This is a genomic window from Patescibacteria group bacterium (assembly GCA_028715115.1).
GTDB lineage: Bacteria > Patescibacteriota > Patescibacteriia > UBA2591 > UBA4787 > JAQUSN01.
In genome coordinates, this window is record JAQUSN010000002.1 from 146,268 (window position 1) to 163,757 (window position 17,490).

General features: G+C 39.2%; 18 protein-coding genes. 15 read left to right on the top strand and 3 right to left on the bottom strand.

What is annotated here, in order from left to right:
• Window positions 1-5: 5 nt before the first annotated feature.
• Window positions 6-1,028, top strand: coding sequence for a DUF3048 domain-containing protein (locus PHV78_03280; GenBank protein ID MDD5396245.1), 1,023 nt, complete (start codon window positions 6-8; stop codon window positions 1,026-1,028).
• Here PHV78_03280 and prfA read toward each other — a convergent pair.
• Together prfA and rpmE are read right to left on the bottom strand one after the other, a co-directional pair.
• Complete coding sequence (prfA, locus tag PHV78_03285) at window positions 991-2,022, bottom strand: peptide chain release factor 1 (protein MDD5396246.1); 1,032 nt, start codon at window positions 2,020-2,022, stop codon at window positions 991-993. The genes PHV78_03280 and prfA overlap by 38 nt on opposite strands.
• A gap of 162 nt (window positions 2,023-2,184) precedes the next feature.
• On the bottom strand, window positions 2,185-2,460 hold the full coding sequence (gene rpmE / locus PHV78_03290) for a 50S ribosomal protein L31 (protein MDD5396247.1): 276 nt from the start codon (window positions 2,458-2,460) through the stop codon (window positions 2,185-2,187).
• A 195-nt stretch (window positions 2,461-2,655) separates the two neighbouring features.
• Here rpmE and rpsB point away from each other — a divergent pair, with 195 nt between their 5' ends.
• From rpsB to rplL, 11 genes are all read left to right on the top strand, one after another.
• Window positions 2,656-3,366: a 30S ribosomal protein S2 gene (gene rpsB, locus PHV78_03295; GenBank protein ID MDD5396248.1), complete on the top strand. Its 711-nt coding sequence runs from the start codon at window positions 2,656-2,658 to the stop codon at window positions 3,364-3,366.
• Entirely contained in the window at window positions 3,367-4,203 is an 837-nt protein-coding gene (locus PHV78_03300) for a class I SAM-dependent methyltransferase (GenBank protein MDD5396249.1), read from the top strand.
• A 27-nt stretch (window positions 4,204-4,230) separates the two neighbouring features.
• Window positions 4,231-4,815 carry a translation elongation factor Ts gene (locus PHV78_03305; GenBank protein MDD5396250.1) on the top strand — a complete coding sequence of 195 codons (585 nt, stop codon included), beginning with the start codon at window positions 4,231-4,233 and terminating at the stop codon, window positions 4,813-4,815.
• Complete coding sequence (gene ricT, locus PHV78_03310; protein MDD5396251.1) at window positions 4,812-5,693, top strand: regulatory iron-sulfur-containing complex subunit RicT; 882 nt, start codon at window positions 4,812-4,814, stop codon at window positions 5,691-5,693. Before PHV78_03305 ends, ricT begins: the two co-directional genes overlap by 4 nt.
• Window positions 5,693-6,313, top strand: coding sequence for a DJ-1/PfpI family protein (locus tag PHV78_03315; protein MDD5396252.1), 621 nt, complete (start codon window positions 5,693-5,695; stop codon window positions 6,311-6,313). The genes ricT and PHV78_03315 overlap by 1 nt, the downstream gene beginning before the upstream one ends.
• A 1-nt stretch (window position 6,314) precedes the next feature.
• Complete coding sequence (locus tag PHV78_03320; protein ID MDD5396253.1) at window positions 6,315-6,968, top strand: HAD hydrolase-like protein; 654 nt, start codon at window positions 6,315-6,317, stop codon at window positions 6,966-6,968.
• 23 nt (window positions 6,969-6,991) lie between these two features.
• The gene (gene argS, locus PHV78_03325) at window positions 6,992-8,710 is read left to right on the top strand and encodes an arginine--tRNA ligase (GenBank protein ID MDD5396254.1); all 1,719 of its coding nucleotides are present in this window, start codon (window positions 6,992-6,994) and stop codon (window positions 8,708-8,710) included.
• Window positions 8,711-8,863: 153 nt separating this feature from the next.
• The gene (pyrH, locus tag PHV78_03330) at window positions 8,864-9,568 is read left to right on the top strand and encodes a UMP kinase (GenBank protein ID MDD5396255.1); all 705 of its coding nucleotides are present in this window, start codon (window positions 8,864-8,866) and stop codon (window positions 9,566-9,568) included.
• Window positions 9,569-9,725: 157 nt separating this feature from the next.
• Window positions 9,726-10,103 carry a hypothetical protein gene (locus tag PHV78_03335; protein ID MDD5396256.1) on the top strand — a complete coding sequence of 126 codons (378 nt, stop codon included), beginning with the start codon at window positions 9,726-9,728 and terminating at the stop codon, window positions 10,101-10,103.
• A 777-nt stretch (window positions 10,104-10,880) separates the two neighbouring features.
• A complete protein-coding gene (rplJ, locus tag PHV78_03340) occupies window positions 10,881-11,408 on the top strand; it encodes a 50S ribosomal protein L10 (protein ID MDD5396257.1) in 528 nt (175 codons plus the stop codon).
• A gap of 60 nt (window positions 11,409-11,468) precedes the next feature.
• Complete coding sequence (gene rplL, locus PHV78_03345) at window positions 11,469-11,843, top strand: 50S ribosomal protein L7/L12 (protein MDD5396258.1); 375 nt, start codon at window positions 11,469-11,471, stop codon at window positions 11,841-11,843.
• A 502-nt stretch (window positions 11,844-12,345) separates the two neighbouring features.
• Here rplL and PHV78_03350 read toward each other — a convergent pair.
• Complete coding sequence (locus PHV78_03350; protein ID MDD5396259.1) at window positions 12,346-14,652, bottom strand: hypothetical protein; 2,307 nt, start codon at window positions 14,650-14,652, stop codon at window positions 12,346-12,348.
• Between the two features lie 42 nt (window positions 14,653-14,694).
• Between PHV78_03350 and PHV78_03355 the strand changes: the two genes are divergently transcribed.
• From PHV78_03355 to PHV78_03365, 3 genes are all read left to right on the top strand, one after another.
• Window positions 14,695-15,132 (top strand): hypothetical protein, encoded by a 438-nt coding sequence (locus PHV78_03355; GenBank protein MDD5396260.1) that lies wholly within the window; start codon window positions 14,695-14,697, stop codon window positions 15,130-15,132.
• 14 nt (window positions 15,133-15,146) lie between these two features.
• A complete protein-coding gene (locus tag PHV78_03360) occupies window positions 15,147-15,725 on the top strand; it encodes a hypothetical protein (protein ID MDD5396261.1) in 579 nt (192 codons plus the stop codon).
• A gap of 144 nt (window positions 15,726-15,869) precedes the next feature.
• Window positions 15,870-17,489 (top strand): Na/Pi cotransporter family protein, encoded by a 1,620-nt coding sequence (locus PHV78_03365; protein MDD5396262.1) that lies wholly within the window; start codon window positions 15,870-15,872, stop codon window positions 17,487-17,489.
• The last annotated feature ends 1 nt before the right edge of the window (window position 17,490 follow it).

Consider the following 17,490-nt stretch of genomic DNA (forward strand, 5'->3'; position numbering starts at 1 on the left):
AAAAAATGAAATCATATAGACATTTAAAACGAAACGATTTGGTTTTGTTTGGGTTAATTTTTATTTTACCCATTTTTTTATTATCCGGATGTACGAAGCCGACGCCGACTCAAATCGAAAACCAAGAACCAATCGGCCAGCCGAACTCATTGGACGGTGAGTATGTTTCGGTCAATGTTGATTTAAAGCCGGTAGCTGTTTGTATTGATAATTTTTTTGTTTCTCGGCCGCAATCGGGATTAAATCAAGCTTCAATAGTTTATGAATTGCCGGTTGAAGCTAATATTAGCAGATTTTTAGCTGTTTATCGCGGAGATAAATTACCCGACAAAATTGGCCCAGTTCGTTCAGCTCGTCCATATTCGGCAGCTATTGCCGATGAATATCGCGCAGTTTATGTTCATGCCGGCGGCAGCCCGCAAGCTTTATCAGAGATTGCCAAAGATACTTACTGGATTAATAATATAGACGGATTGACCAAACAAGATGTATATTTTTGGCGCGATAAAAATCGCCAGGCTCCGTATAACCTATATACTTCGGAAAATCAAATAGCTAAATTTAAACAAGACAATCAAATAAACAATATTGCTGATTTTACTTCTTGGCTATATGTTGATTTTAAAGAAAATGGTCAAGATTTATCAGATATAAAAATTACCGGTTATTTTGAACCAGTAGTTTGGAGTTACAATATTGCCACCAAAAAATACGAAAGATTTTTATTAGTTAACGGCCAAAAAGAAAAATTTATTGATGATAATAATGTCCAAATTAGTGCCAGTAATGTCATCGTACTTTTTACTAAGGTTAGCGTAATTGATAAAATCGGCCGGAAGCAGATTGATTTGGTCAGTGGTGGCAAGGCTTCAGTTTTTAATCACGGAGTTAAAACAGAAGGAACTTGGGAGAAAAAAAATAATCGGACAATCTTTTTAGACGCGTCCGGTCAAGAAATACCATTAATGAGGGGTAATACTTGGGTTGAGATTATTTCTGCGGCAACAGGCACTCTTTCAAATCTTTAATCAGATCATCTAGTTTTCCATCCATAATTTCATCGATATTAAACCAGCTTTTATTAATGCGGTGATCGGTGATGCGGTTTTGTGGGAAATTATAAGTTCTGATTTTTTCTACTCTTAGGGCGTGGCCGATTTGGCTGCGGCGTTGCTCGGTTAGATCGCCGAGCCTTTTTTCTTCTTGTTGAGCCATGAGCTTTGCGCGCAAAACTTTCATGGCTTTTTCTTTATTTTTTGATTGAGAGCGTTCTTCTTGAGAAGTGACGACTAAACCGGTCGGTTTATGGGTAATACGCACCGCAGTTTCTACTTTTTGTACGTTTTGGCCGCCCTTGCTAGAGGAACGATAGGTGTCAACGTCGATTTCATCGGGGCTAATGGTGATGTCGTGCTCGGTTGCTTCCGGTAAAACAGCGACCGAGGCCGTAGAAGTATGAACGCGGCCGTTTTTTTCCGTTTCCGGAACTCGCTGAACGCGATGCACGCCGCTTTCATATAATAAGATCGAGTAAGCCTTAGGTCCGCTGATACGGAAAACAATTTCTTTATAGCCGTAAATATCAGTTTGATTGGCGCTTAAAGTGTCGATAGACCAGCCCTGTCTTTCGGCAAAACGGCTATACATACGGAAAAGATTAGCGGCAAAAAGCGCAGCTTCTTCTCCGCCAGTACCAGCCCTAATTTCTACAATGACATTATTGAAGCTTTGGCTCGGGTCATCCTCGTTGATTAATTGTTCTTTTTGGGATTTTAAATCATTTAATTCAGTTTGGGTAAGCGAGAGCATCTCTTGATCTTTTTCTTGTTTTAACATTTTTTCTAGATCGGTGATTTGCCGATCGAGAGAATTTATTTTTTCTAATTTATTAAGGCGTTGTTTGATTTGGGTATATTTTCTTGATAGCTCGGTTAATTTATTTTGATTAACTAAAACTTCCGGAAGCGTCATTTCCGTTTCTAGCTCACTAACTTGTTTTTTTAAATCATCGAGTTCGGACATATTCATAAAATAAAATACATTAATCAGTTTTTAACTAATTTAATGCATGTGTAAAAGAAATAATGCTATTGTCAAGCGAGTGAAGAATAAAGAAAAAAATATTTTTTTCTTTTTTGATCCGCCAACTGGCGGAAGCGCCGACAACACAGGGCAAAATGCCCTTTATTTTTTGCTTTTAGCCTTTTTAGTTTTATTGGCGGTTCCAGTGGTTTTGGTAGTGGGCTTGTGCATTTCTTGGCCCTTGGCGACCATTTTTTTAAACCTTTCTAATCGGCCGCTCGTATCTAATAATTTTTGTTTGCCGGTGAAAAATGGATGGCATTTCGAGCAGACTTCGACGTGGATTTCCGGCATAGTCGAACCAACGGTTAAAATATTACCACAGCTGCAAATAATTTTTGCTTTAGGATAATACTTAGGATGAACATCTTTTTTCATATTTGGGAGATTAATGAATTATGTGGAAATTATAGCATACCTTAAAATATTTGACAAGGCCGGTTATCAAATTTCTAGGCAAGAGATAGGGGAAAAACGCCATAATATCTATTGCCAAAATTATTGCTATAGTATATAATGTAATAGCGAAAATTAAAAATCGCTTAATTAATATTTAGTAAAATTTAATTTTTTATGGTTACTATTCCCACTTCCAATGAGTTATCTCAGGCGGCTGTTAGCATCGGTCATCGTTTGAATAAACGCCATCCCAAAATGGCTAAATATATTCAAGGTGCCAAAAACGGGATCAATTTGATTGACCTCAAGAAAACAGCTGAAAAATTAAAAGAAGCGCTTGATTATGTTGAACAATTGGGTGCGCAAAATGCTACCTTGGTTTTTGTGGCTACTAAGCCGGCCGCTAAGGGTTTGGTTAAAAAGTACGCCGAAGAAATCAATATGCCCTATATTAATCAGCGTTGGCTGGGCGGCACACTGACTAATTTTTCCACCATTTCTAAATTAATAGAAAAATTGAAAAAATTATCCGATGGTAAGGAAAAGGGTGACTGGGAGAAATATACCAAAAAAGAACGTTTAAATATGGAAAAAGATATGGATCGATTGGAATTTATGGTCGGCGGACTGAAAACTCTGACTAAGCTTCCTGATGCGGTTTATGTGGTTGATATTTTACAAGAAGCCACGGCTGTTGACGAGGCTCGTAAGAAAAAAGTGCCAATCGTAGCTATTACTGATACAAATACCAATCCGGAAAAGGTGACCTACGCCATTCCGGCCAATGACGATGCAACCAAGTCGATCAATCTTATTACTGGTTTAATCGTCGAGGCCTATAAGCAGGGTCAGGTTAAAGCCAAAAAAGAAGTTAAAAAGGACTAAATGAATAAAGAAACAAAGTTAACCAAGAAATTATATTCTTCGATGGTGTTGAAGGAGTGGAAGAGATTGGAGAAAAACGCACTTCATAAACTCGAATTTGATACAACAATTAAATTCTTAAAAAAATTTTTACCCAAGAAGGGATTTATTCTAGATGCCGGGGGCGGTCCGGGAAGGTATACGATTGCTTTAGCCAAAGCGGGCTATAATGTGGCGCTTCTCGATTTAGTTCCAGAAAATATTGATTATGCTAAAAGAAAAATTATCAAAACCGGTACTGCAAAAAGAGTAAAACAGACCACGGTCGGTTCGATTACAGATCTTTCGATATATAAAGACAAGACATTTGATGCTACTATTTGTTTAGGTGGTCCATTGTCTCACGTTTATCCCGAGAAAATGCGCAGGAAAGCTATTTCAGAATTGGTTAGAGTAACTAAAGTTGGGAGTCCGATATTCATTTCAGTTATGAGCAAATTGGGCACCTTAACCTGTTGTCCTGGTAGTCCTTGGGAAGGGGAGATAAGTAGGACCAAAGATTTTAATCGTTTTGCCATAAAAGGTGATGACTATTTATGGCATCATGGAAAGGGCTATTGTCATTTTTTTGATATAGTCGAATTAAAAAATTTAGTTCAGTCTAAGAAAAACATTGAAATATTGGATCAGGTTGGGCTAGAGGGCTTAGGATCTTCGCACGAAAAAGAAATCGACAAAATGTCAAAAAAGCCAAAAATTTGGAAGAATTGGCTGAAGGTACATGAAAGATTTTGTACGCATCCAAGCGTAGTTGATACAAGTTTACATATGATGATAATTTTTAAAAGAATAAAATAGATATTAATTTTATAATTTTATTTTACTATGGCGAACGTTGAACTATTAAAAAGGTTGCGCGAGGACACCGGCGCAGGGATGAGCGATTGTCAAAAGGCTCTCGAAGAAGCTAAGGGCGATTTTGATAAAGCCGTCGAATATCTAAGAAAGCAAGGGCAAAAAATTGCCTTAAATAAATCCGTCCGCACTATGCGCGAGGGCATTATTGACGCTTATGTCCATGCTAATAAAAAACTCGCCGTGTTGGTTGAAGTAAGCTGTGAGACTGATTTTGTAGCGCGCAATGAAATATTTAAAAATTTTGTCCATGATGTAGCCATGCAAGTGGCCGCGGCCAATCCGCGTTGGCTTTCTCCGGAAGATGTACCGGCAGAAGAAGTAGCGAAGGAAAAGGAAATTTACATTGAAGAATTAAAAAGAGAAAATAAGCCGGCCGAAATGATCGATAAAATTGCCACCGGCAAGATTAATAAATTTTACACCGAAACTTGTTTGCTTAAACAAGCGTTCATAAAAGACGACAAAAAAACAATCGAAGACTTATTAAAAGAAGCAATCGCCAAAACTGGCGAAAATCTCAAAATTCAGAGATTTTGTCGCTTTAATATATGATTTTAATTTGCCAAATTGCTCCTTGGGATAAGCCCCTTGAAGTTTCGCAAACCGGCGAGAACGATGATATCGATAATAGTCATAACCTGAAAGTCGGAGATAAGATTATAATCAAAAACGAACAGGGGACTGATTTGGCGATGATTATAAAAATAAAAGCAGAGAGAAATAAAACGCCGGAATGCGACGACTGCAAAGAATGTCCTGGTGCAGTAGCCGTGGCTAAGGCCAACCCTTCTTTTCAGACTACGGCAGCCTTAGTCCGCAGAGCTACGATGAATGATTTGGATAAACAGACTAAAAAGGAAGAACACAAGCAATCATGTTTAACTGAATGCGAACAATTGATAAAAAAACACAATTTGCCGATGAAGCTGATAGATGTAATCTTTCACTTTGACGGCGGTCGAATAACCTTTGCTTTTACCGCGGCCAACAAAGTTGATTTCCGCGAACTAGTCAAAGATTTGGCGAAAAAAATGCATCGCTCGATTCGTCTATATCAAGTTGGCGCGCGGCAAGAAGTTGAGATGACCGGCGACATTGGCCCATGCGGACAATCTTTGTGCTGTATGAGTTTCCTGGAAAAATTAGGCAATGTAACGACCGAATTGATATTTGATCAACAAATAGCGCACCGGGGCGTCGATCGTTTGTCCGGCCCGTGCGGTAGATTAAAGTGCTGCTTGTTATTCGAAGAAGATAATTATAAAGAGTTGGCAAAAAATTTTCCAACGCAAGGCAGTTTTGTGAGAACTCCCCACGGAGACGGCAAAGTATCAGGATGGAAAATTTTGCGCCAAACCGTTATGGTAAGGATTGATGATGAAACGATGGTTGAAGTGCCGATTAGTGAAATAAAAAAAATCGAAAAATAATGAAGAATATATTTTGTTTAACTATTTTATTTTATTCAGTTATATCGCTCACTGGCTGCCAATGGCATAAAGTTAATAATCAAAATATGACCGCTAGCAAAAAAGCATTATTGGTTATAGCTTTTGATGGCTTTCAAGACGCTGAATATAGCGTTACGAAAAACATTCTAACTGAAGCCGGCATAGCCGTGATTACAACCAGTACATCGCTCGGAACGGCGACTGGAAAATTCGGAGCCAAAGTGGAAATTGATAATTTAATCAGCAACGCCAATGTTAATGATTATAATGCCGTAGTTTTTATAGGCGGACCCGGAGCAGAATCCATGATTAACGACTCGGTTGTTCAGCAATTAGCGATAAAGGCTAACCAAGAGCAAAAAACATTAGCAGCGATTTGTGTGGCGCCGGCAATTCTAGCTCAGGCCGGAATTTTATCAGGGCGCGAGGCCACAGTTTGGTCATCGCCTCAAGACCAGGAATTCGTCAATATTTTAAAAAATAAAAACGCCAAATATTTAGAACAGGGCGTAGTGGTTGACGGTAGATTCATTACCGCTAATGGTCCGGACGTAGCCAAGCAGTTTGGCGAAAAAATAGCCGAAATTTTAAATAAATAACATGATTAAGGGAATTATTTTTGACTTTGACATGACGCTGGTTGATACGCTCGAAATCGGCCATAAAATTTTTTGCGAGATGGAAAGAAAATACGGATTAAACGTATTTTCATTGTCTGAGAGAAAAGTTTGGGGAGAATCAAGAAAAAATTTTCTTTCGGCCGTCTGGCGCGCCAATAAGCATAAAATTCCATTAGAGAAAATAAATAAGATTCATTTGGCAGTGATGGATAAATTTTATAAAAATTGTCGTCTCAAAGATATCGAAGTTCTAAAATTTTTTCAAAATCATAAAATAAAACTTGGTATTATTTCTAACAATTCAAACAGAATCGTCAAAAAGGTTTTGCGCATGCCGGTTAATCGAGTGATAAAATTTGACGCTGTATTGTCGGCCGAAAAAAGTACCGACAATGTTTCCAAGGTTTCACTGATTAAGAAATGTTTGCGCAGATTGAATCTCAAAAAGTCGGAAGCGATTTATGTTGGTGATCATATTATGGATATTATTGCCGCCGAACGCGTTGACGTAATTTCAGCCGGCATTCCAACGGGATTATATAGTAAAAAAGAATTAAAAAAACATCACCCTGATTTGTTGATTAATAATTTCAGAGATCTTAAAAAGTATATTTTAGTGAATAATATTATTTAGTTTTATTAACTCCCTAAAATAAAATGACCGTACAAGAAATAAAAAATCATCTTTTACAAATCCTAAAAAACAATTTACCAGAATTGTCGGGTAATGTTAATTTAGAATTAGAAATTCCGCCGCAATCGGAAATGGGGCATCTGGCCATTGGTTGTTTTGAAATAGGCAGAATGACCAAGCATACACCCGGGAAAATTGCCACCGAATTGGCAAAAAAAATTCAAAGCGACGAAGTTATAGATAAGGTTAAACATACTGGACCTTATCTTAATTTTTTTCTAAAAAAAGACGTTTGGTTTAAATCAGTTTGCGATGAGATTTTAGCGACTGACAGCGTTTTTGGCCAGGCCGAAGACGGCAAAGGCAAAAGAATAATGATAGAATATTCTGGTCCCAACACCAACAAACCACAGCACATTGGCCATTTGAGAAATGATTTTTTAGGTATGTCTGTGGCCAACCTATTTGCCGAATTAAATTTTGAGGTTATTAGAGTTAATTTAGTTAATGATAGGGGTATCCATATTTGTAAATCAATGCTCGCTTATAAAAAATGGGGAGAAGATAAAACTCCGGAAAGCGAAAAAATAAAAGGAGATCATTTTGTTGGAAATTATTATGTGATGTTCACACAAAAGGCCAAAGAAGATCAGACTTTACTGGATGAAGCGCAAGAAATGCTCGTGAAATGGGAGTCGGGTGATAATGAAGTTATGGCCTTATGGCAAAAAATGAACAAGTGGGCGGTTGATGGCCTAAAAGAGACATATAAAAAGATTAACGTTGAATTCGATAAATATTATTACGAAAGCGAAACCTACAAACTCGGCAAAGACATAGTTTTAAAAGCATTAAAGGAAGGTTTGATTTATAAACGTGAAGATGGTGCAATTGAAATAGATTTAACGCCATATAATTTGGATAAAAAAGTTTTAATGCGAGCTGATGGCACTAGCGTTTATGTAACTCAAGATCTAGCCTTGGCAAAGTTAAGACAAGACGAATTTAGCCCCGATAGAGCTATTTATGTTGTTGGTTCAGAACAAGAGTATTATTTTAAGACCCTATTTACAATTTTAGCAATTTTTGGTTATGAATGGGCAAAAAATTTATATCACTTATCGTATGGGATGGTATCTTTGCCTGATGGAAGATTGAAATCCAGAGAGGGTAGCGTTGCGGATGCCGATGATTTAATTGCTGAATTAGAAAATTTAGCCAAGGGTGAAGTCTTAGGCAGAAACAAAGAAATTACGCTGATAGAGGTTTCCGAACGGGCGGAAAAAATTGCTATGGCCGCGATAAAATTTTATTTTCTTAAGATTAATCCTAAACAAAACATGGAATTTAATCCTGAAGAGTCAATTTCTTTGGACGGTGCGACCGGACCTTACATACAATATACTTATGCTCGTATCCAAAGTATTTTGAAAAAAGCGCAAACTTTGCCGCAAGACGTTGATTACGGATGTTTAGGTGAACCCGGCGAAATCGAACTGGTTAAAATGTTGTTTATTTTTCCAGATGTGATAAAGCGCAGCGCCTTATCCATGGATCCGTCTTATTTGGCAAATTATTTATTAAAACTTTGCCAATATCTCAACGAATTTTATCATCAACATCAGATTTTAGCTGCGGAAGAAAAATTAAAAAACGCTAGATTGAATTTAGTTAGTGCCGTGGCCAAGATAATTAATAAGGGTCTAAATATTTTAGGCATCGAAACTTTAGATAGAATGTGAATGAGACTTGGTTTGCAATTTGTGATTGCAAGCCTTAGTCGGAATTCATCCGCCTACTGGCGGATAACAATTTAATTAGTTATAGATGAATTTTAGTCCGTATATCGGGCCGATGAGTATAATCATTTAAATCGTTTAATATAATTTAAAAGTATGGCAAACAAAAAGACCAAGAAGAACAAGACTATTATTTTTTCCATGGGCGGATCTATTGTCGTCCCGGATGAAATCGACGTTAAGTTCTTGAAAGTAATCAAAGGCTTTATTTTAAATCTTTTAAGTCGCGGTTATCGATTGGTTATTATTATCGGCGGGGGAGAGTTGAGCAAAAAATACAATCAAGCGGCCAAAGCTTTATCGACCGTGACCAATACTGATTTGGATTGGATGGGCATTGCTTGTACTAGAGTTAATGCTGAACTCGTGCGCGTAATTTTATCCAAGTATGCTTATCCAGAAGTTATCGCTGACCAAAATAAAATTAAAAATATCGGCAAATATAAATTAGTTTTGGCTTGCGGTTTAAAACCAGGCCAATCAACTGATGGCCAGGCCGTGGGTTGGGCGAAGAAATTGGGCGCTAAGGAAATTATTAACCTAACTAATCTTGACCGTGCTTATACCGCCGACCCAAAAAAAGATAAGAATGCCAAACCGCTGGATAATGTCAGTTGGGCGCAATATAGAAAAATAGTCGGCGATAAATGGATTCCGCGTTTATCAACTCCATTTGATCCGACTGCTTCGAAATTAGCGCAAAAATATGGCATGCGCGTAGCGGTTTTGAACGGCCGAAAACTACAGAACCTGAAAAATTATTTGGCCGGCAAAAAATTTATCGGTACGCTTATTGAATAAAAATATATATAAAATATATTTTCAAAAAATGAGTCAGTGATGGCTCATTTTTTGATTATAAAGGGGTTGACAAAATCATAAAAATGCGTTAATATAATAAAAGTGGCGGCATAAGTCGCTGCAAATTCCGATTATTTAGATAACGAAAGGAGTCCTCGTGGACGAAGCCCTGATCGGATTGATTATCCCCAAGTCTCCTTGGGCTATGGCCAAGGAGGCGAATACGCTGGGTGCGCTGATAACCATACTGCGCACTTACTACTTCTTCATGGTGGGCGTGCGCGACTGGAGACAGGTCGCAAACAACATCAACGAGACATCGGTGCAGATTGTGGAAGAAACATCCAGCTGCGTAAGAGCAGAGGTTGATTTCACGGTTATGACCGATGCAGGTCTCTTCATCGGCGCGATGGCCGTGCACGTCAAGGCGCTCAATGCAACTTTGGCCGACAGCAGAATGACACAGCTGTCGACCTGGCTACAAAGAGCGATCGGCAACAGTACGTTCGTTCAGGTGATCCTGAGGACGAGATAGACGGAGGTTTGACCATTCGGAGCCGTCGGCTTAGGCCGGCGGCTCTTTTCTAATTATGCACAATTTCAATTGACGCAAATAAATAAGCAGAATATAATAAAAGAGATGGGGACTGGCACCACGCCTCAACTGCTGGGCCTTTAATGCCTCATCGAACGCATAAACTGGAGGTTATCTATGCTGAGACGGCTTCTGAAGGACGAGAGCGGATAGTCGAGACGACGAAGAAGCGGAGCTCGCATAACGCGAGCTCGCACTCCCGGGGCGCACTGCGCTCTGGGAGTTTTTTTATGGAGTGGATAACTTTAATTTACAAATTTTATTTATAAAATATAATAAAAAAAGACAAAGACAGAATCATTGTGTAAGTACACCGGGTCTACGGATCCGGTGGGCATACCCAGGGAGGTATGAGATTGGTTTGGTAAGCTGAATGCCCGGCTAGCCCTTGTTCCGAATTCTTAGGAGCCCGGAGCCGAGGTACGCCAGGGAGAGCAGCGCCAGCCCCGGGGATGCAGATTGAGCTTCAGCTCTCTGCTCCCCGGGTATTATTTTTTTATCTGGTCTGGGGATAACTCTCGTTGACACTTAATTATTTTTGATTATACTAATTATATCTTAACCGTAGACAGTGTGGCCTTCGACGAATCGTCGGAGTTAATACACCAGCCCACCGAGGTCAAAAGACATTTTATTGTCTGCGGTTATCCGCAGATTATTTATTATTACGAATTACATATTTTTAGATTTAATTTTTGGTTTTTAATTTTACTTTATATGGCTCTTACCCGAACAAAAAAAGAAAGCCTATTTACGAACATTAAGGACTTAGTCGCCAAGATGAAAAGTTTAGTTTTGATTGATTATTATGGCTTGAAGGTAAAAGAAGTAAATCAATTGCGGCAGGAACTTAGAAAAAATAATTGCCAATACGTCGTGGCTAAAAAAACTTTATTGAAAAAAGCTTTTAAAGAACAGGGACTCGAAGATGATTCAGTTGATAAGCTTCAGGGTGGCATTGGTATGGCCCTGGGATTAGAAGACGAGGTTGCTCCGGCTCGTGTCATTACTGCTTTTAAAAAAGATCATGACAAAATGAATATTCACGGCGGCATTTTTAATAAAGCTTTTATTACCCTAGAACAAGTTAAACAAATTTCCATTTTGCCGTCTAAAGAGCAATTATTGGCCCAAGTGGTTTATACCATCAAGGCGCCGCTTCAAAACATGGTTGGCGCAATGCATGGCAATTTAAGAAAATTGGTTTATGCTTTGCAGGCCGTGACTGATAAAAAGAAAAATTAATAAATAATATTAAGGCGAATTGAAGCAATTAAGCAATCATTCGCAAAAAGAGATAATTATATGGATAAATTCAAGGATTTAATGGAACAAATTGAGAAGATGACCGTTTTGGAATTGTCTGAGTTCGTCAAAGCTTTAGAAGAAAAGTTTGGCGTGACTGCTCAGGCCCCGATGATGATGGCTGCTGCCGGTCCGGCTGCTGCCGCTGCTCCGGCTGAAGAAAAGACCAGCTTCAATATTGAGTTGACTGAATCCGGCGCGAATAAAATCGGCGTGATTAAAGTCATCCGCGAAGTCACTGCTTTAGGCTTGAAAGAAGCCAAAGATTTAGTTGACGGCGCTCCCAAAATGGTGAAAGAAGGAGCTGACAAGACTGAAGCCGAAGAAATGAAGAAAAAGTTAGAAGCCGCTGGCGCGAAAGTCACCCTGAAGTAAAGACCTCAGCCCTTTGTTGCTAGCGCTCGCTCGGAAAAGAAAAAATAAATTTTTTCTTTCTCTCTCGCTTGCTTAGCAATAGCACTGATCAGCAATCATTAGAGAATCCACCAAACTCGTGGAGTGGGCATAGTTCCCACAAATGGCCCGAGTTGGTGGATTTCTTATTATAGCTCTTTGTATCTGATACATTAGAGCTATAATAACCCTAAGCGAGCTTGCGAGCGCAGGGTAACCTTTAAACACTCTCAACTTTAGTTGGGAGCATGACTTGTGATTAGAAACAAAAAACCCCTGAGGAGGCTATGCGACGTAGGGTAACTTAAAGAAAATAAATAACCCTAAGCGAGTCCTCGAGCGCAGGGTTACCATAATACTTTATTGAGTGAGTCTGCGAGCGCAGAGTAACCTTAATGCCTTATTGAGCGAGTCGCAGGGCAGCCATTTGAACATAAAAAAACGAGCTCAAGTAAGCTCGTTTTTTATTTAAATATAGAAGCCCTTATTTTAATCCGACCTGATAAACTTTTTTATCATTTAAGATCCAGGCCGTATCAGCTTTATCGTTGATGACAAAATCAGTCGTAGCGCCCAGTTCCGGAGCGGAAATTTGTTTAATCAATTCTCCTGTTTTATCGAAGATAACCAATCTTTGGTTGGTCGGCTCTAAGACGTAAAGATATTTATGGTCAGCATCGGTGAAAATTTTAGTCGGCTTTTGCAAAACCGGCAAAATATTTTTCAGGTTAAAATTTTGTTTGGCCCCACGATAGAATTTTATCATTTGTCCGTTATCAAGCATTACATATATGGCTCCATCAGCGGCAAAAGAAACTCCGTTGTTTATTCCGGCCGCGCTGGTCAGCCAATTTTCTTCTTTGCCAAATCCGCTGGCAGTTTTGGTGTATTTTAAAATCAATGAATCTTTAGCGTCTAGGATATAAAGTTTGTCAGCATATACCAGAAAATCTTGCATGGTCAAATTTTGATGGCTGGTCTGAAGGTCAATGCTGGTAAAATTATCATTAACGGTATTATAAGTTGCCAGACCATTGTTGTTATGAGAAAAGAGTAGGGAGTCTTTATCGAGCGGCGTGATTTCTTTCAAGTATCCCACGTCGACCGAACCTTTGTGCGCCAGATCAACCTTGTTGGTAGCTAAGTCGATTTTATAAATATAATTATTGGTCGGGTTAAAGAAATAAAGGAAACTGCCCAGCTTGGTTAATCCGCCGACCGAGATTTGCTTATCAACCTTACTTAAATCAGCCACGAGTTTTAAATTCGAGCTTATTTCCTGGTGTAAAATCGGCGCAGCCTGTTTGTCGATATCGGCTTTTAACTCGTTATAAGCCGTTCTTTGCGCTTCAGTTTGTTGCGGCAAGGTTTTTAGGAGTATGGTTATTTGGCTATAAATGCTGGTAGCCTTGGCCTTATCTTTATAAATCAAAGCCGAATACATTTGTTGTTCTAGGTCTTTAATTTGTTGGATGGAAACGTTTGATTTTTTAGCGTTTTGGCGGTTAAATTCCTGGCGGCAGGCGATAATTAGGCCGGTGGTTAAGAGAATGGCCACAATTAACAAGAGAATAATCAACAGCCGTTGCAAAGGAGAAAACCGCTGCGAACGGGCAGAAATTTTACCAAAGATTTGTTTTGCTTTATTGGTCGTTGGCGTGGTGTTTGTTTTTTTAATGCTGTTAAATAAATATTTAACGCCGTGATAAATCGTTGCGCCAATAGTTAAAATAATTCTCCAGATTAATGGTGGCGGTGGCGGTTCGAGTCCGTCCGGTTTGCCGCCAATAGAAAGTTCTTGCAAAATAGCTTCAGATTCTTCAGAGCTAACAGGAGTAACTTGGTTTTTTATTTTGGGAGAAACAATAGAACGGCTTTCTTCTTGGTCTTCGACAATAATTTTATCATCTTTTGTTTCTTCTGGATTTTCTTCGGCTGAAACTTCGGAAGCTTCCTCGTCTTTTTTTTCTTCAATTATTTTTTCAACCGGTTGTTTATTTTTTTTACCGCGTTTTTGTTTCTTAATTGGTTCGGGGATTGGGGTTGGTTCTGACTCAGGGGTTGATTCTGGTTCTTTAACTTCAGCTGGCGCTTCTTTGACCGGCTCGGATTTTTCTTCAAGCTCTTCTTTTATTATCGGATTTTTTATGGTGATTAAACCGAGTGAAACTTTCTGGCTGAATTTTTTGAGCGCGGCATTTAATTTTTTTATTGAAATTTCATTTTTGTCGCGCAGATTTTCTTCAATGGTTTCTTCCGGTAGATAATCGAACAGATTGCTGGTGCCAAAAAACAATTGGTCGTTGTCTTCGAGCGTGCCGCTGATGATATTGGAAAATTTTCTGCTTTTATTTTCTTGGCCGAGCTCAATTAACTCTCCGTTTTGTCCGAGATAGGCGAGTGGCGAACCAATTTGGGCAAAGTGCACGTTGGGAGAATCAAAAACAGCGATGATGACGTTAAGAGTTTTATCTTTTAGGTCATAACCGCTGAAAAATTTATTCAAGTCCTGCAAAAAACTTTCAAATCTTTCGTACACGCCGGTAAAAGGCGCCTCGGAACCGAAATAAGCTTCTTTGATTAGGGTGATTAATCCTTCACTTAAACCCTTGGTCCAAACCAGGTCTTCGGGCGTGGGCACCAGCTTATATTCAATTTCTAACAAAAAGCTCATTCTTTCTTTCTTGTCCGAGTTGTTAGTATCTCCATAATTAAAAGCAGACACAAACTTACGCGTTCGGTCTGGATTTGAAAGGGATACTTTTTCGATATTTATCTTGTAGTTATCCATAAAATATAGTATAATATATTTTTAAATCTTGGCAACTTTTTAATGTATTTATTTATCAACAATCTCATTGACGGCGAACTATATCTGGCCTTATTCGACAAACAAGGCGAGATAAAATCGAAAATCTTGCATCGCACTACCGATCGCCGGGTAAATATCCTGATATATCTCGATAAATTATTAAAAGACGCGGCCATGCCCCTGGAAAAGATAAAGGGCTTGATTGTAGTCAGTGGTCCGGGCTCTTTTTCTGGCATTCGCACGGCCCTAGCCATCACCAACACCTTGGCAATGGGATTAAAAATTCCGGCGGCCGGAGTTTATCTTGATCCGAGTAAGTCAAACCAGGGCTTAATCAAACAGGGGTTGAAAAAATTACTAAGTAAGAATAAGAATACGTTGGTTATGCCGCATTATGGCGCGGAGCCAAACATCACCAAACCCAAATCTGCCATCTGGCGGAAGAAATCTTTAATTTAATTTAAATATATTTTATGGCTAAAGCGCAATTGTTCAACAAGTTAAAAAAAGAGTACGACCATTATTACGTTTCTCGGCATCGGATTATTGCCGTGGCCAACGAAGCTCTAGCTAGTTCCAAGCAGGCGATTTTTGCCATGCATCGCGATGACATCAAAGACGCGGAAAAACTCCTGGCTTTAGCCGAAAAAAAATTAAAAAGCCTGAAAAAATATTTCGTGCAAAACTTTTTCCTCGAGGATGAAGGTGCCTATCGGGCGGCTATTGAAGAATACGTTGAAGCAAAATTGTTCTGGCAGGTTTTAACGACTGGCAAAATAGATTTTATCAAGACCGTTAATTTATATTTTTCCGGTTATCTGGGCGGCTTATGCGATTTGACCGGCGAACTCTTGCGAAAAATGATTTTACTCGCCACGGCCGGTAAATTCAAAGAAGCTGGTAAATTAAAAGATCTGATGGCTGACATTGTCGCTGAATTGATTAAATTCAATTTGACCGGATATTTGCGCAACAAATACGACGGCGCTAAAAATAATTTACGCAAAGCCGAAGAAATTTTGTACGAAATTAAGATGAAGTCTCGTCAATAATAAATAAAGGGGACGGAATCCTCCGCAGCTTCCAATTATTTAGTTCTGTTATATAGGTTTGTTAATAAATTAAATAATTTATAATAATTTATACGCGATGCGCAGGAGGGTGAAGCCGTCAATAATATTGTCTAATTAGTATATATGCATATCAATATTTTATTGCCTTTAGTCGGTTTAGCCCTGTTCCTTTATGGTCTGATTCACTTAAATTCATTGGTTCAGAAATTTTTTAGCGTTCGGGTCAGGGATTATATCCGCCAGAGCGTCAGGCGGCCGTTTTCCGGAATTTTAGTCGGTTTAGTTTCGGCGGTTTTGGCGCAAAGCAGTTCAGCTTCGAATGTTTTGACTATTGGCATGGTCAGTGCCGGACTGATAACTTTTTATCAATCTATCGGTATTTTGCTTGGCGCCGGCCTTGGCGGTACGATTAACGCCCAACTTATTGCTTTAAATTTTACGGCTATCGCGCCGCTTTTTATTATCATTGGTTTTTTACTATTGTTATTCACCCACGGCAAGAAAAAAGTTTTAGGCCAAATGGTTTTTCATTTTGGCTTATTGTTTTTTGGTTTAAGTCTGATTGAAGCCAGTGGCGAATTATTTAAACATAGCCTGTTTTTAACCGAATTGCTGACCTCGGCGCAAACGCCGCTCATCGGTATTTTAATCGGTATTTTAGCCTCGATTGTTTTTCAAGCCAGCGCCATTCCGATCGGTCTGATGGTGATTTTTGCCGGACAGGGGATTGTGGGAATCGAGAGTGCCTTGCCCATTGTCTTGGGCGCTTGTTTGGGCACGACGATTGACATTGCCGAAATTATGGCAACCCTAACTGCCAAACGCGGCGGCCAGCGCGTGGCTCTGGCAAATTTTTTATTCCGCTTGGTCGGCCTGATAGTTCTTCTGCCGTTTTTGGGGAAATTCATCGAACTATTGAAAATAATTTACATTCAGCCGGCTTATCAGATCGCCTTGGGGAATATTTTATTTGCCTTGTTCACCGCCATTGTCGGTTTGATTTTACTAAAGCCGCTCACGTATTTAATTAAAAAAATAATTCCGGGCGAAGAAAAAAGCGTTTCCTTTTGGCCAGAGTATCTGGACAGCCGCCATATCAGCCAGCCGAAATTAGCCCTAGAAGGCACTATTAAAGAATTGACGCGCATGACCGAAATTACAAGAAGCATGTATCAGGAAGCCGCGGGTTTGAATTTTAAATACAAGCCGGCTAATTTCCGCAGCGTAGAATATTTGGAAATGGTCGTTGATAATTTACAAAAAGAAATTTTAATTTATCTTGATAAGATTTCCGAACAAAAAATGCCTCAGGAAGAATCTTCGCGCTTATTGTATTATTCTATCATTGTCGACGACGTGGAACGTATTGCTGACTTATCGTTAAACATTGCCAAGCTCAGCCGTTATCAGAAAAAATATAAGCTTTGTCTGTCGCCGGAGGCTAATAATGAGTTGCAAAAATTTATGTCTTTGACGCTCAGTAACATCGATTACGCGGTTTCGCTTTTTGACAATCCCGGTTCAGAGACCATTGAACACATTAAGGCCGTGGAGCAGGAGACAGATCATCTCTACAAACAATATCGCCAAAATCATTTTGCCAGATTTTTTGCCGGCACTTGCAGCGCCGAAGCCGGTCCGATCTTCATCGGCCTGTTGTCTAATCTGGAAAGAATCTCCGATCATTGTAAAAATATTGCCGACTATTGGCAAGAATTAAAAGAAAATTATCTTCGCGCTTAAT